The following is a 14,640-nucleotide window of genomic DNA, read 5'->3' as shown; positions in this document are numbered from 1 at the left end:
GTAATCCCGCCATTCGGCTGACTAAAGTGAGGGGTTTATAAGATGAAGACGACCCGAGTTCTTAAACTGTTTCCGATCTCTACGATCGCCATCGCCTGCTCTCTCGTGCAGGCAGCACCGGCATTCGCGCAGGAAGCAGCCCAGGCCGAAGAGGCCGCCCCCACTGGCGATATCGTCGTGACCGCGCGCAAGCGCGAAGAAACCCTGCTCACCACCCCGATCGCGATTGCGGCAATGCCGTCGGAGGAAATCGGCCAGCGCGGCATCATCTCGCTGACCGACCTGATCGACGCAACGCCCGGCATCAACGTCACCGGCAACAACTCGGGCCGCAACGACCGTTCGTTCCAGCAGATCTCGCTCCGTGGCTTCACCCCTTCGACCACGGACTCGACGCTGACCGCGACCTTCATCGACGGCGTACCCGTTTCGTCGGCATCGGCGATGAACTCCATCTCCGATCCTGCGCGCGTGGAAATCCTCAAGGGCCCGCAGAACGCCTACTTCGGCCGCAACGCATTTGCCGGCGCAGTCAACGTCGTCAACAAGACGCCGAAGAGTGATTTCGGCGGCAGCATGAACGCCTCGGTGTTCAGCCGTGACGGTTACGACGTGCAAGGTTCGCTTGAAGGCCCGATCGTTCGTGACCTCCTGAGCTTCCGCATTTCGGGCCGCGCTCTTGAGCGTGGTGGTTCCTATCGCAACCGCGCCAACCCCAATGAGCGCCTTGGCGACCAGCGCACCCGCACCATCACTGGCATGCTGTTGTTCACGCCTTCGAGCCAGCTGACCATGAAGGTCTTCGGCCTCTACAGCCGCGACAATGACGGTGCCTCGGCACAAGGCATGCTCTCGGCCTACGAAGTGCGTTCGAACAACGGCATCCCCAACATCCCGGCACTCAGCGGCAATACCAACGGCAAGGTCATCGTTCCGGGCCTGTCGAACTGCGTGCTCGCCGGCGCAAACCCGTTCATCTGCGGTCAGGCGCCTTCGCTCCCGAGCGCCTTCTCGCCTGCGCAGAACACCTATATCGATGCCAAGACCGCTGCCGTCCTTGCCGATGGTCGCTTCCGTCCGGTTTCGCCGGAAGATGGCGTTCAGGGCTACGGCCTCAAGCGCAAGTACATCCATGCCCATGCGAACATCGATTACGAACTGGGCGACACGGGCATCACCCTTTCGTCGCTGACCGGCATCAACGACGAAAAGTGGTCGCAGATGGCCGAGCTCGACAACTACGACAGCTCGTCGCTCATCAACACGGCCGCCACGCCCACGAACGGGCTGCTGCCGTACTACAACTTCCCGTTTGCGATCGAACGCCACAACAAGGACTTCTCGCAGGAACTGCGCGCATCCTTCGACAACGGCGGCATGATCTCCGGGATGATCGGCCTCAATTACATGGACACCAAGGTCAAGCGTGACCTGCTCAACGTCTTTGCTGAAGCCGTTCTCGGCCTGCCGCGCAGTGCAGGCACTGCGTCCGCACCGCAGCGGGTGGAAACCAAGGGCATCTTCGGCAGCGTCAACATCAAGCCTGCCGACGCTCTCGAAATCAGCCTTGAAGGCCGTTATCAACAGGACAAGGTGTTCGGCTACACCGGTGGTCTGGGTGCCAAGATCACGGCTGCTTCCGGTGCTGAATATGGCGTCCCGGCTGGCGACTACGCGCCGCTGACGCAGTTCTTCTCGAAGAATTACAACAACTTCATGCCGCGCGTGATCGTGAACTACAAGATCACGCCCGACATCATGGCCTACGCCTCGTGGGCAAAGGCCGCGAACGTCAGCATCGCGTCGTTCAACGCCCGCCTGTTCTCGGGCTCGGCAGGTGAAATCGCAGCATCCCAGTCGCTGGGCCTGCGTGGCATTACCAAGCCGGAAAAGGTTACGAACTACGAAATCGGCCTGAAGGGCAAGGCGTTCGACAACAAGCTGATCTTCGCTCTTGCGGCCTATTATGCCGAATGGAAGGACCAGTATAACTCGCGCAGCGTGTTCTTCACCGACACCACGCTCAATCCGCCGCTGACGTCGACTGTGACCGGAATCGCGAACTCGGGCAAGACCAACCTCAAGGGGATCGAATTGGATACGACAATCCTTCCCATGGAAGGCATGTCGTTCACGTTCTCGGGCGCCTACAACGACACCGACATCCGTTCGTTCACCGATCCTTCGATCACCCGCGTGACCGGCATCATCGGCGACGGCTTCAAGGGCAACAGCCTTCCGCTGACCTCGAAGTACTCGTTTGCGATCACTCCTGAGTTCTCGGGCGATATCCCGGGTCGTGACAATGCCACCTGGTTCATCCGCAGCGACGTGAACTACAAGTCGCGCCAGTTCCTCGATGCGGGCAACCTCACCTGGATCGGTTCGCGCACCGTGGTCAACGGTCGCGTCGGCGTGAAGCTGGACAACATCGGCATCGAAGTGTTCGCAACCAACCTGCTCAACAACAAGCAGTACACCTCGATTCAGCAGAATACGGTGCAAACGCCTGCTTCGCCGAATGGCACGCTGGCAACCCGCGCGTTCAACTACCTGATCGTCGGTCTGCCCGAACTGCGGACCTTCGGCATCAAGGGTTCGGTCTCCTTCTGAAGGTGACCCAAGTCTGAAATGGCAAAGGCCGGGCAATCGCCCGGCCTTTCGCTTTTGTGCAGTATTATCGCGGGCGGACCGGTCAGAGGGGCGGGTCGATGGAATCTGCAGCCGAATTGGCCCGCGCCGAGGCGCGCACCCGATCGATCAGCGCAATAAGCCTTGCCGCATCATAACCGGTCGGCATGCGGTGCGGCCGCCCACGCACCGCCTTGGCAAATTCTTCGATCTGGCCTTCGAAGTAATGCGTGAGGCTTCGTCCCCCCAGCTTGCGCGGGTCACCCAGCACGCCCGTCGGCGGCATCACGATCACCTCGTCGTTCCAGCGCAGGATTTCGCCGTGCTCGATCTCGAGGATGCCGGTCTCGAAATACAGCGTCTTGCGGTCCTGCACGGTGGGCTGGTTGTAGGATATGTGGACGCTCGCCATGCGGCGGCCGGGATAGGCCATGACGATCATTGCCTCGTCCTCTCCCTGCCAGCCCGATTGCAGGCGCGCGGCTTCGGCGTAGACGCGGACAGGATCGTCCGCCCCCATGACAAGCTGCACGAAATCGAGCGCATGCGGCGCAAACAGCGACAGGATCAGACCGTCCTGTGCCTTGCGCTCGGCCCACCACGGCGCCTGCGGTCCATCCCACCGCACGCACATCGAAACTTCCAGAGACAGCAGGCGGCCGAGCGAGGGCATCCGGGCCTCGACCTGGCGGACGGCTTCATTATGCCGGAAGGTGTGCCCCACTGCCAGGACCAGCCCGCGCGCCTCGGCTTCGCGGGCCAACGCCAAGGCATCCTCGCCAGTCTCGGCAGCCGGCTTTTCGACCAGCACGTGCTTGCCCGCCTTCAGTGCAGCCATGGCCTGAACGGCATGCAGGTGGTTCGGCGTGGCAAGCAGTACTGCATCGACCTCGGCCAGATCGAGCATGTCCTCAAGCGTCGCGTAAGCTGGCGCGCCAAAGCGTTCGCCCACTTGCCGCGCAAGCTCCAGATCCCGGTCGGCTACGGCCACCAATCGCGCATCCTGCGGTCGCGCCGCGATGGCATCGAGGTGGGACAGCGAGATGCGGCCACAGCCGACCATCGCGATATTGAGGGGACGCGATGCAATATCATTCATGTTGGGAGTCAGCCTCAAGGTTATGGCAGGCGCGGTTCGCGCACGAATTTCCAGATCATCCCCGCAGCGACAACCTTGGCGACGCCCGGCAGGAACGAATAGCAGAACAGGATTCCGAACATCGCGGAATCGGATTGCGGCAGCCCTGCCTTTGCAGCGCCGGAATCAAAGCCGAACCACGAAAGCAGCACGCCGACGATCAAGGTGCCGCCAAGGGCGATCCCGGCCTTCTCGATCGCAGACCAGATCGCCGAATAGGACCCAGCCCGGTTCTCGCCGAATTCTTCGCGCGCCTGCGCTATGCAGTCCGAAAGCAGTGACAAGACGATCGTACCCCAGCCGGCGTTGCAGACTGCCAGCAAGGCCGAAAGCAGATAGGCGATTTCGACTGGCGCGCGCGGCACCAGCCCCCAGACGAACACGACCACGCCATGTCCCGCAGCGGCCAGGACATAGGCCGGAACCTTGCCGATGCGGCCTGCCACCATCACCCACAAAGGCGATCCGAAAATGACCGCGACGCCCATGATCGCGGCCATGATGCCAAGGTCGTGCAACGGTTCGGCCCGTGCCATCGAGTATTTGACGAAGAACGGAAAGCTGGCGTAGCCGATGCCTGCCGAAATGGTCATGACCACCGCCGAAAGGCTGAGGATGACGAAACGCCTGTCGCGAAACGCGCGGGCCAGACCGCCGAGCGCCGAACGGCCCGCTGCCCCATCGCCTGCAACTTTCGCCACCGGCACGATCCGCCCCGCCACCTTCCATGCGATCAGCATGAAGACCAGGCACGAGATGCCGACAGTGCCCATCACGATCAGGTGCGCGCGCTGGTCGGTCCCCAGCGCGCTTACCGCCATCGGCGCCACCGACGAGCTGAGCAGCAATCCGATCCCGCCGAAGCTGTGCTTCCATCCCATCAACTCGGTCCGCTCGCGCGGGTTGGATGTCATATCGGCCAGCATGGCGAGGTACGGCACCGAAAAGCTCGAATAGACGGCCATGTAGAAGCTGAAAGTCACCATGACCCAGGCGATCTGGAATCCGACCGATGCATGCGGCACGGCAAAGATGCCAAGCATCGCGACAGGCGAAGCAAGGGCAGCTACGACAAACCAGTTACGACGGGGAAAGCGGCCGGCGATCTGGTCGGACATTGCGCCAATGCCCAGGTCGAACAGCGCTCCCAGCACCACCTTGGGAATGAAGATCGCCGTCCCGGCAAGCGCGGGCGAAATGCCCATCACGTTGGTCAGGAAGAACAACAGCAGCAGCGAAGGCGTATCGCGGAACAGCTGTCCCGCGATCTGGCCTATGCCGTATCCGGCCTTGATCGAAGTGGCGATCCTTGCAGGCGGAGCCGCCTCGGCTGTGGTCATGCGATTTCCCCGTCGGCATCCCGCTGTCCGGGGATTGCCTGTCATTTACAGCAAGGTGGCGCAACCATCGCGGGGAAGGAATCCCTGAACAAACCTATCCGCCAGCCGGTCAGCGCTTCGGGTCTTTGCCGAGCATGTGCAGGAGCACGCCATCCCTATCGATGAAATGGTGCTTCAGCGCGCCGCCGATGTGCAGCAACAGCAGCGCTCCACCGGCCCAGACCATATAGACGTGCGATTTGGCAAAGAGACTGTAGCCGATCAGCCCCGGCGCGTTCCACGGACGTGGGGTCACGATATGCGGGATCAGTCCGCCGGGGCCGAACCCGTCGTGCGTGAAGAACCACATCTGCGGCGCGGGGTATCCAGCCCCTGCCCCGAGCGCTGACAGCGCCGCCCAGCCGGTCAATGGCAGCAGCAGCAGCAGCGCGTAAAGCAGGGCCTGAACCGATCTTGCAGCGAAGCGCCCACCAGCGCCAGTGCCCGCAGGCAGTTCCGGGGCGCGATGGCGCCAGCGCCAGAACAGCCGTAGGATTACCGCCAGAAGGAGGATCATGCCCAGCGTGTGGTGAACCTGGCTGGCGCGCAGATGCAGCCACGCCAGCGGCCCCCCGCGTGATCCCTCCAGATATGTCCACGCCATCGCAAAGCCCGCAGGAACCTCGACGAGGATCGCGAGGGCCGTACCCCAGTGCAACCAGCGGGCCGGGCGGGTCCAACCTTGGGGAGCGGTAGCGAAGTTCTGCTGCGTCATGCGAGGCAATCTGCCGCAACGCGCATCGCCTCATAGCGTCGGGGCGCCAATGGTCACTGGCCGGATAACGGGCGCTGCGCTATCGAAACCGGGCGGCCCGATGCCCACACATCAGCCTTTCGCCAGACCTTCAGGAACGAGTTCAAGCATGGCCACGATGGCAAAGGAAGATACGGTTCTTGCACGCTTGCGCAGCGCGCTTGGCGAAGCCGGAGTGCAGACTTCGGCCGAAGCACTCGATTACTTCTCGAACGACGTCTATCGCGGCGGCGCCTTGCCGCTGGCCGTTATCCGCCCGGCTTCGGTCGAGCAATTGCAGGCGGCGGTTCGCCTCTGTGCCGAGGCCAACGTCGCCATGGTCCCGCGCGGTGGCGGCGCGTCCTATACCGACGCCTATCTTTCCGAAAAGGCGGGCCATGTCCTGTTCGACACCGGTGCGCTCGATACGATCGAAATCGATGAATTCGGCGCCGTCGTTACCTGCGGCGCGGGCGTCACCTGGGCCGCGCTGAAGGCGGCGCTCAACGCCAAGGGCCTGCGCACGCCGTTCTGGGGCCCGTTCTCGGGCATCGCCGCCACTGTCGGCGGCAGCATGAGCCAGAACAGCGTCAGCCACGGCGGCACTGCCCACGGCATTTCCGCACAGTCTGCCCTGTCGATGGACGTGGTCCTCGCCAGTGGCGAAATCCTCAATACCTCCTCGTCACGCGCCATGCGCTTCTATGGCCCGGACCTGACCGGCCTGTTCACCGGCGACTGCGGCATTTTCGGCATCAAGGCGCGCATCCGCCTGCCGCTGCTGCCGATCCTGCCGCGCTTCGAATGCGTCAGCTTCGCGTTTGACAGCTTTGCCGACTACCACGCCGCCTCGCGCAAGGCGGCCATGGCCAAGCTGGAGGAGAGCCACTTCGGCCTCGACCTCGCCCTGTCGCAAGGGCAGATCGGCCGGCAGGACGGCATGGGCGCTCGCCTCAAGATCGCTGCCGACGTGCTGAAGCGCGCACCGAACAAGCTCAAGGGCGTGGCCCAACTGGTGCAGATGGCCATCGCCGGCGAAAGCGCGATGCGCGCTGGCGCCTACATGTGCCACTTCATCATCGAAGGCTTCGATCAGGAAGAAGCCGCCCACAAGGCCCGCCTGCTGCGCAAGCTGCTCGACGGACTTGGCCGCGAGATCGCCAACTCGATCCCGACTTTCGTGCAGTCGATGCCGTTCGCGCCGCTCTACAACGTGCTCGGCCCTGGCGGCGAACGCTGGGTGCCGATCCATGGCGTCTTCCCGCACGATCAGGTCGTCCCGTTCGACACGGCGTTCAAGGCGCTGATCGCATCGCGCCAGGCCGAAATGGACCGCCACGGCGTCTGGCTCGGCACGATGTTCTCGCCGGTCGGGTCCGCCGGGTTCCTCTATGAAATCGCTGCCTACTGGCCCGATGCGCGCACCTCGTATCACGTGACCACGCTGGGCGAGGAATACCTCGCAGGCCAGCCGAGCTTTGCGGCAAACCCCGAGGCACGTGCGTTCGTCGACAAGCTGAAGGGCGAAATGATCGACCTCATGCAAAGCCACGAGGCCGCTCATTTCCAGCTCGGCCGCGCCTACCCTTATCAGCCGCGGCTGTCGGAACAGCAGAAGGCCCTGCTGGGAGCGATCAAGACGCAGCTCGATCCCAAGGGTCTGATGAATCCGGGCGCTCTCGGCTTCTGAGGAGCGCGCCCTGCGGCCCGGCGGCTAGGTCGGGCCGTTTCCTAGGCGGCGCAGTTCCGGGCCGATCTCTGTGCCGATGCGATGCGTATCGGCCAGCCAGTCGAAGCCGGTGACGAGGAAATTGTCGATCCCCGCCGCGCGATAGCGCAGCAGCGCCTGCACCAGCGTGTCGGGCGATCCGACCAGGCACATCACCTGAAGGCGGCCCTGCGTCGCCTTGGTAAGGCCCGTCCAGAGGCAAGGGTCGGCAGCGGCATCATCGGCTTGCGCGGCATTCGCGGCAACGGTCTCGGCGGCCTTGCCCAGATCGCGTCCCAGCGCACCGTGCTTTGCCTGCCGCGCGATGACGCCTTGCAGCAGGGCGTCGGCCCGCGCCCACGCCGCCTCGTCGCTATCGGCCACGACCAGCCGCATCGACATCGAGAAGCGGGGGTTGCGTCCATGCTTGTCAGCCTCGGCTCTTACCGTCGCGACCTGTGCCGCAATCTGGTCCACGCTACCGGGCCCGAAGGCATAGACGTCGGCCAATTCAGCCCCGAACTGCAGAGCCAGCTCGGACGTCCCCGCCCAGAACACCGGCACGCTGCCTGCCACCGGACGCACTTCCGACCCTGCGTTCTCGAACCGATACCAGTCGCCCTGATGATCGCACGGACTTTCCCCGGCCCAGATCCGGCGCATGATCCGGACGTATTCGTTGCTGCGCCGGTAACGCTCGTCCTTGGTCAGGTAATCGCCATCGCAGCGCGTTTCGATGTCCGAGAACGCGGTGATGACGTGTACCCCCGCCCGGCCGCCCGAGAACTGGTCGAGCGTGGCAAACGCCCGCGCGGCCATGGTCGGCGCAATGAAGCCGGGCCGATGCGCCACCATCAGCTTCAGGCGCGTCGTTGCCGCCGCAACCCAGGTCGCGGTGACCAGGCTGTCGGCCGACTTGGCGTTCTGCCCCACCAGCACGCGGTCATACCCGGCAGCCTCGTAAGCGCGGGCGATTTCGGCGACGAAGGCCGGATCGTATGGTCCCGGCGTCTCGCTCGTCTCGCTGGTGCGATAGGGCGAGATCAGGCCCACCAGCTCGATTGGGTGTCGTTCCAACAGCATTACTCCGAAAGGGCCTGCTGCTTTTCCGCCGCCTCGACGGTCGCCGCGTCGAGCCGGTAGAACAGCATGGTCACGATGGCAGCGATCATCGCCGCCGCAGGAATGACCGACACGCACAGCAGCACCGCAAGTTTCGCATCCGCACCTTGCTCGGCCGCCTGCCCGCTGGCCGAAGGCACGTAACCCATCGCGGAAAGGAACGCGCCCATCACGGCCAGCGCAGCAGCCGAAGAAAGCTTGTCGAACAGCGTGGTGAAGCCGGCGAATGCGCCTTCGCGCCGCTCCCCGCTGGTCACGTAGTCATAGCGCACCGCATCGGACAGCAGCGAATAGGCGCAAAGGATCATGCCGGCCCCCGCCAGCCCGCTCAACGCACCGCGTGCCGAGATGAGCAGCATCGCCTCACCGGGGCCCGCAAGCAGCCAGCTCGCCTGCACAATGGCATAGAGCGCCAGCGCACCAATGTAGCAGGCCTTCTTGCCCACACGGTTGGATAGCCACACCCAGCCCGTCATGCTGACCAGCATCGCAGCCGTGGCCAGCATGAAATAGGTGCCAAGGACATTGTCCTTCTGCTCCAGACCAATCCGCGTGAAAAAGGCCAGCGCCGCAGAGCCGATTGCCGTACCGAACAAAAGGAAGACGTGGGCAATCGCCAGGATGCGGAACGGCACGTTCTTCCACGCCAGCAGGACCTGCCGCCATAGCGCCACAAACGGGTTCACGCGCACCACACCGGTACGTTCCGGCGGTGCCGTGCGCGGCGCCTTGGCCAGAAGACGCACCGCCAGAGCGGTCGCGACAAAGACCACGGCACTCACGATCAGCGCGATCAGCAGGTGTCCGCTGCGGGTCGGGCCAGTCTGGCTCAGGATCCAGGTCGGCAAAGTTGAGCCGAGCATCGTGCCGACAGCATTGCCATAGGTCCGCCAGCCCATCAGCCGGGTGCGTTCACGCGGATCGGCCGAACTTTCGACCAGCATGGCAAAACCCGGGATGGTCAGCAGCGTGTACCCCGTGGCGTGGATGACCAGGGCAATCGTCACGAACAGTTGTGCCAGCAGGATCGAACCGAACGACGGCGCACCGAACAGCAGAGCGAGTCCCAGCGGCATGGCGACGCCACCTGCAAAAAGGAACGGCAGGCGCCTCCCCCAGGGTGTCTTCGCGCGGTCGCTCCACGCACCCACGGCCGGATCGGCAAAGCCGTCGTAGATCTTCACGAAGGCGAAGATGGCACCTGCCGCGCCGGCCGAGATGGCAAGGCTGTCGGTCATGAAGCGCAAGCCAAGAACCGTGACGAGGTTCTGGCCCGCCGCATGCGCCAGCGGGATCAGCGCCGATCCCAGGCGGATCGCCCAGCGCGAGGCGTTGCCTGTTTGGCTTGCGGCTTGACTGATACCGACGGCTGGTCCCGACACGGCGTTCTCCCGGCTGCGAGGCCCCACGCCCCTTGCATTCTTGAAGCGAAGGTGCCGCAGCAAACGCTTGGCGCTGCACCGTTATCTTCACTGTCCGCCCATCGGAGAGACGCGCGTCCCGAAGGTTCAGCCCGCAGGCGCAGGCGGTTGGCGATCAAGCCAGTTGCGCAAGTCGCGGGTGAACTTCTCGGGCTTCTCCCACATCGGGAAGTGACCGAGATCGGGGTAATTGATCACGTCCACCTTGGTGTTGGTAAAACGCTTCACCGAAGCATCCGCGCTTTGCGAGATCACGTCATCGAACGAACACCACTGCAGCAGCACCGGCACCCGCACCGCTTCCGCCACCGCGCCGACATCGCTGGACTGGAAAGCCCTGACGTTGGCCTGGATGTACTGCGCCTGCCGATCGAGTGCACCGGGCAGGTTGTTCATCTCGGTGATCTGATCGACCATGCGATCGGTCGGCGTGAACTCGGGCGGTGTCGTATCCTCCAGCATCAGCCGCCAGAATTCACGATGGCGCCAGTTGGGAAGCACGGCCTTGTGCGCCTCCAGCATCCATTTCAGGCGCCAATCGACCTTGCGTGTCTGGCTTGGCCGTTCCAGCGGCAGCATTGAAAACGCCATCGCCGTGACATGGCCCGGATAGGCACGGTTGAATTCGAGCCCGACATTCGCACCGTTGGACGTGGCGACCATCGCGAACTTGTCATGCCCCAGCGCCTTCATCAGCCCGTCCATGAGCTGCGCCGAACGCGGCGTCGAATAGAAGCCGCTCGGGTCAGGGCCGGTCAGCCCATAAGGGGACCAGTCAAACCGGACGACACGGTACTTGTCGGCCAGCAGCGGCACGACGTCATCCCACTCGTGCAGGTTCACGATCGAACCATGCAGCAGCACGACGACCGGACCGTTCGCCGGACCTTCCTCGCGCACGTGCATGCGCACGCCATCCACGGTCACGAAGCGCGAAGGCGCATCGGCCCAACGCTTCTCCAACTCGGCGCGGTCAGTCTCCCCTGCCCCGGCGCGCAGCGCAACAACGCTGCCACCAAGGCCAAGCGCTAGCGCGCCGATAATGCCGAGCGCGAGCCGACCCCGCTTCATGCGGCTTCGCGCATGCGGGCGGAAAGGCCTAGCGTCTCGCGCAAGGTGCTGCCCGGATACTCCCTGCGCAGCCGTCCGCGCTGCTGCAGCACCGGCACGACCTGCTCGACAAAGTCCTCAAGCCCGCCAGGCATATAGCTCGGCTGCAGAGTAAAGCCGTCGCAGGCCCCGCTGTCGCGCCACTCGATCATCATGTCAGCCATCTGCTCACCCGTGCCGATGAACACGTTGTGGCCACGCGGATGGCGCATGAAGTTGGCCGCGAAATCACCCAGCTTCGTTCCCTTTTCCGCAGCCGGTTGGACCGATTTGGCCACGTCGGCCTTCGGCAGCAGCGTATTGGCAAGGATCGCATCGACCGGGATCGCCGCGTCGGGATCGAACGGCGTCAGATCACAGCACAGCGATTCCGAGAGATATTCGATCGCCAGCGGCACATCGCCCATGTCGAGGATGGCTGCGTGGTTCGCGCGAGCCTCTTCCTCGGTCCCCCCCAGCACGCAGGACAGCCCCGGCATCACCCGCACGCCATCGGGATTGCGTCCGACGGCGGCGATGCGGTTGCGCATGTCGTTGCGGAAATCGATCCCCGCATCGATGTTCGCTGCGGGGCAGAAGATCGCCTCGGCAGTGCGCGCGGCAAAGTCGCGGCCCTCGGGAGATTGCCCGGCCTGCACCAGCACCGGCCGTCCCTGCGGCAGCGCCGGCCCTGCCTTGTCCATCGCCGCCCACAATTCGCAGGCCTTGGCCACGACATCGACGGCATGGCGATAGCGCTGATCCTTGGGCGGCAGCTGTGCTTCGCCAAAGTTCGGCGCGGTTTCGGGGTGGGCGGTCGTCACGATGTTCCAGCCCGCGCGCCCGCCGCTGATGCGGTCCATCGCGGCAAAGCGTTCGGCCAGCATCTCTGGCGTGTTGTAGGTGGTAGAGACGGTGGCAACGAGCCCGACGTGCTCCGTCACTGCGGCCATGGCCATCAGCAGGCTGACAGGATCGAGCGTCGGCATCGCCAGCCGCGCCGGCGTCCGCCCGCCCGCACCGCGCGATTGCAGCTGATCGCCAAAGACGATGGCATCGAAGCGCGCGTCATCGACCATCTTTGCGACGCGCGCGTAATAGTCCATCGAGAACACGCCTTCCGGCGCGGCGCGGGGGTGGCGCCAGCCGGTCGGGAAGAAGCCGATGCCTTGCAGGAAGGCCCAGAGGTGGATCTGCTTGCTCATGCGACATACTCCGGCACGTGCGTAGGCTTGGATTGGGTGGAGGCGCTGGACGGAATCGTCAGGCCAAGCCGCTCGCGCAGCGTTCCGCTGGCTGCCGGGCTGGCACCGGGACGATTGCCCAGCAGACCGCCAATGGCCGAGATTGCGGCCGGCAGGGCCGCCGCCTGTTCCAGCAGGATGAAATGCACCCCGTCGATCTCGCCCGCCTCGAACGCCGCCGTCATCGCCGCCATATCAAGATCGGACCCAGCGCCCACTTTCAACAAGCGGCGGCTGCCACCTGCAGCTGTTCCCGGCGCATCGACCAGCACGATGTCGGCATCAGCGATGCCGACGTTCTCGGCTTCATCCAGCACCAGCACCGGCTGCCCCTGCAACGGCCGCATGGCGTTGACCGGCCCGGCGGTGTCGAAGAACGGACCGCGATAGTCTGGCCGGATGACCTGATCGGGATTCAGGTAAAGCCCGCTGTCCTTGTCGATCACCAGCGTATCGGCGCCCCAGCCATCCCATAGTGCGCGCGCCGCGCGCACCATGTCGGCGGCCATGCCCGGTTCTCCGCCTTCCGAAACCACGGACCACCCGCTCAGGCCACCGGCAAGATAGTCGACGGCAGACAGGGCACGGGCAACATGGAAGGGGTGTGCATTGGTTGCCGGGACGGTGGCAACGATGCCGGTCCGCGAAGTGAGCGGCGCGGCCCATGCCGCGATCACCTGCGCATCGAACGGACGGTTGATCGCCCGGCCCAGCACGAGCAGGTCCAGTCCCGCCTGTTCCGCCGCAGCGATGACGGGGCGCGCCAGTTCAGGCACGGCAAGATCGGCATCCATCACGGATGCCGAAACAATGAAGCTTCGGGTCATACCACTATCACCGGTTCATGAAGGGGGTGGATGGGCTCAGCGCCCGTCTCGGTTATGAGGACAAGGTCCTCGCAATGGGCCGATCCGCCGATGCCCGTATCGAGCGTCGGGCAATCGACCGAAATGATCATGCCAGGTTCGAGCATGAAGTCTGGCTTGCGCCAGAACCCGCCATGCACTTCGCCCGGCTCGTCGGTATGGGCAAGGCCGACACTGTGCGGGCCGAAGCCGATCACCGCCTCGTAACCCGCCTTGCGCACCGCTTCGCTGCCCAGCGCGACGATCTCGGAAAAGCGCAAACCGGGGCGCAATTGCTCGCGCACCGCCCCCCACGCAAAGGCGCTGGCCTCTGCCGCCCGCCGCGCGGCGCGTGTCGGTTCCCCGACGAAGACGGTGCGGGCAAAATCGCCATGATAGCCAAGGAACGAGCTGACGCCGTCGAGCATCAGGGTCTGCCCGTCGGCCACCTTCACGCGCGACAGGTCGGACGAAACCCGATCCACGTTCAGAAACACCGAAGTGTTGCCCCGCGCTGCGCATTCCTGGCGATAGAGGCCTTGCAGTTCGTGATGCGTGGCACCAGCCCGGATGGCATGACCCACAGCGTTCAGGGCATCCACGTTGGCGCGGGCAGCCCTTGCCATCAGCGCCTGTTCCAGCGGAGATTTGATCAAGCGAATCTCGCGCAGGATGTTGTCGGCCGGGACCATGGCGCCGGGATGCTGGTGCCGCGTTGCCACTTCGGCGACCACCGGATTGTCGAACCCGATCCGGCCTTGCCACAAACCAAGGTCGCGCATGGCTGCAACGATCGCACCACCGGCATCGCGCGCCATGCGCTCTGCCCCAGCCAATGCCGCAGAGGCCTGCGCCCGGTGATGTTCCGCAGCCGTCAGCGGCATTGAGGAGCCGGTCGGCAGCACCGGACCGTCAGGAACCGGCCCGACGGCCTCGTCCCCACTGTCGCCCAGATCGTTGTAGAGCCACACGCCCACATCGGCCCGATCCCGGCCATCGGCCCAGCTGTAGTGATGCAGGAAGCGGCTCGTCACCAGCGCCGGCACTTCGGGCCTTGCCCGTGCCATCAGCGCGAAAGTTCCCGGCGGCTGCCCCGGACGGGTCCGCGCAATCTGGGGCCAATGGCCAAGCAGATGATAGACATTGAGCGGATCGCCCAGCACCAGCCCTTCAAGCCCGTGCCGCTCCATGACCTCGACCGCGCGCGCCATGTTCATCGGCCCGCCGCGCTCCAGCGCGGCCAGCAGATCGTCATCGGAAGGGAGCATTCGCCAGTCCATGCCCCTCAACATGATCCTGCTTCGGGGTTCCCGAATACCAGTGTGACCAC

11 protein-coding genes are annotated in these 14,640 nt (G+C 64.5%); 2 read left to right on the top strand and 9 right to left on the bottom strand.

Translation table 11 applies throughout. The features are described from left to right. Positions 1–42: 42 nt before the first annotated feature. Positions 43–2,613 carry a TonB-dependent receptor gene (locus tag HGI46_RS14890; protein ID WP_168904877.1) on the top strand — a complete coding sequence of 857 codons (2,571 nt, stop codon included), beginning with the start codon at positions 43–45 and terminating at the stop codon, positions 2,611–2,613. 82 nt (positions 2,614–2,695) lie between these two features. Here HGI46_RS14890 and HGI46_RS14885 read toward each other — a convergent pair whose 3' ends face one another. The 3 genes from HGI46_RS14885 to HGI46_RS14875 form a co-directional block, all read right to left on the bottom strand. After that, positions 2,696–3,730, bottom strand: a complete 1,035-nt coding sequence (locus HGI46_RS14885) for a Gfo/Idh/MocA family oxidoreductase (protein WP_168904876.1) — start codon at positions 3,728–3,730, stop codon at positions 2,696–2,698. A 20-nt stretch (positions 3,731–3,750) separates the two neighbouring features. Beyond that, complete coding sequence (locus tag HGI46_RS14880; RefSeq protein WP_168904875.1) at positions 3,751–5,109, bottom strand: MFS transporter; 1,359 nt, start codon at positions 5,107–5,109, stop codon at positions 3,751–3,753. Between the two features lie 109 nt (positions 5,110–5,218). Next, complete coding sequence (locus HGI46_RS14875) at positions 5,219–5,863, bottom strand: cytochrome b/b6 domain-containing protein (protein WP_168904874.1); 645 nt, start codon at positions 5,861–5,863, stop codon at positions 5,219–5,221. A gap of 148 nt (positions 5,864–6,011) precedes the next feature. Between HGI46_RS14875 and HGI46_RS14870 the strand changes: the two genes are divergently transcribed. After that, on the top strand, positions 6,012–7,571 hold the full coding sequence (locus HGI46_RS14870) for an FAD-binding oxidoreductase (RefSeq protein WP_168904873.1): 1,560 nt from the start codon (positions 6,012–6,014) through the stop codon (positions 7,569–7,571). A gap of 24 nt (positions 7,572–7,595) precedes the next feature. Here the strand turns inward: HGI46_RS14870 and HGI46_RS14865 are convergent, their stop codons facing one another. The 6 genes from HGI46_RS14865 to HGI46_RS14840 form a co-directional block, all read right to left on the bottom strand. Then, the gene (locus HGI46_RS14865) at positions 7,596–8,666 is read right to left on the bottom strand and encodes an LLM class flavin-dependent oxidoreductase (RefSeq protein ID WP_168904872.1); all 1,071 of its coding nucleotides are present in this window, start codon (positions 8,664–8,666) and stop codon (positions 7,596–7,598) included. 5 nt (positions 8,667–8,671) lie between these two features. Continuing rightward, positions 8,672–10,093 (bottom strand): MFS transporter, encoded by a 1,422-nt coding sequence (locus HGI46_RS14860; RefSeq protein WP_346766743.1) that lies wholly within the window; start codon positions 10,091–10,093, stop codon positions 8,672–8,674. A 126-nt stretch (positions 10,094–10,219) separates the two neighbouring features. Next, a complete protein-coding gene (locus tag HGI46_RS14855; RefSeq protein ID WP_168904870.1) occupies positions 10,220–11,203 on the bottom strand; it encodes an alpha/beta hydrolase in 984 nt (327 codons plus the stop codon). Then, on the bottom strand, positions 11,200–12,426 hold the full coding sequence (locus HGI46_RS14850) for an LLM class flavin-dependent oxidoreductase (protein ID WP_168904869.1): 1,227 nt from the start codon (positions 12,424–12,426) through the stop codon (positions 11,200–11,202). Before HGI46_RS14850 ends, HGI46_RS14855 begins: the two co-directional genes overlap by 4 nt. Continuing rightward, entirely contained in the window at positions 12,423–13,292 is an 870-nt protein-coding gene (locus HGI46_RS14845; RefSeq protein ID WP_168904868.1) for an LLM class flavin-dependent oxidoreductase, read from the bottom strand. Before HGI46_RS14845 ends, HGI46_RS14850 begins: the two co-directional genes overlap by 4 nt. Beyond that, positions 13,289–14,578, bottom strand: a complete 1,290-nt coding sequence (locus HGI46_RS14840; protein WP_240946790.1) for a M24 family metallopeptidase — start codon at positions 14,576–14,578, stop codon at positions 13,289–13,291. The genes HGI46_RS14845 and HGI46_RS14840 overlap by 4 nt, the downstream gene beginning before the upstream one ends. Between the last annotated feature and the right edge of the window lie 62 nt (positions 14,579–14,640).

Source organism: Novosphingobium sp. ERW19, from assembly GCF_012641315.1.
Taxonomy (GTDB): Bacteria; Pseudomonadota; Alphaproteobacteria; order Sphingomonadales; family Sphingomonadaceae; genus Novosphingobium.
The sequence above is the reverse complement of the archived record's forward strand: the minus strand, read 5'-3'. Positions and strand labels throughout refer to the sequence as shown.

Excerpts from the sequence above, each read along its gene's own strand:
- HGI46_RS14875 (WP_168904874.1), bottom strand. The coding sequence starts at position 5,863 with ATGACGCAGCAGAACTTCGCTACCGCTCCCCAAGGTTGGACCCGCCCG.
- HGI46_RS14885 (WP_168904876.1), bottom strand. The coding sequence starts at position 3,730 with ATGAATGATATTGCATCGCGTCCCCTCAATATCGCGATGGTCGGCTGT.
- HGI46_RS14845 (WP_168904868.1), bottom strand. The coding sequence starts at position 13,292 with ATGACCCGAAGCTTCATTGTTTCGGCATCCGTGATGGATGCCGATCTT.
- HGI46_RS14880 (WP_168904875.1), bottom strand. The coding sequence starts at position 5,109 with ATGACCACAGCCGAGGCGGCTCCGCCTGCAAGGATCGCCACTTCGATC.
- HGI46_RS14870 (WP_168904873.1), top strand. The coding sequence starts at position 6,012 with ATGGCCACGATGGCAAAGGAAGATACGGTTCTTGCACGCTTGCGCAGC.
- HGI46_RS14840 (WP_240946790.1), bottom strand. The coding sequence starts at position 14,578 with ATGCTCCCTTCCGATGACGATCTGCTGGCCGCGCTGGAGCGCGGCGGG.
- HGI46_RS14850 (WP_168904869.1), bottom strand. The coding sequence starts at position 12,426 with ATGAGCAAGCAGATCCACCTCTGGGCCTTCCTGCAAGGCATCGGCTTC.
- HGI46_RS14855 (WP_168904870.1), bottom strand. The coding sequence starts at position 11,203 with ATGAAGCGGGGTCGGCTCGCGCTCGGCATTATCGGCGCGCTAGCGCTT.
- HGI46_RS14890 (WP_168904877.1), top strand. The coding sequence starts at position 43 with ATGAAGACGACCCGAGTTCTTAAACTGTTTCCGATCTCTACGATCGCC.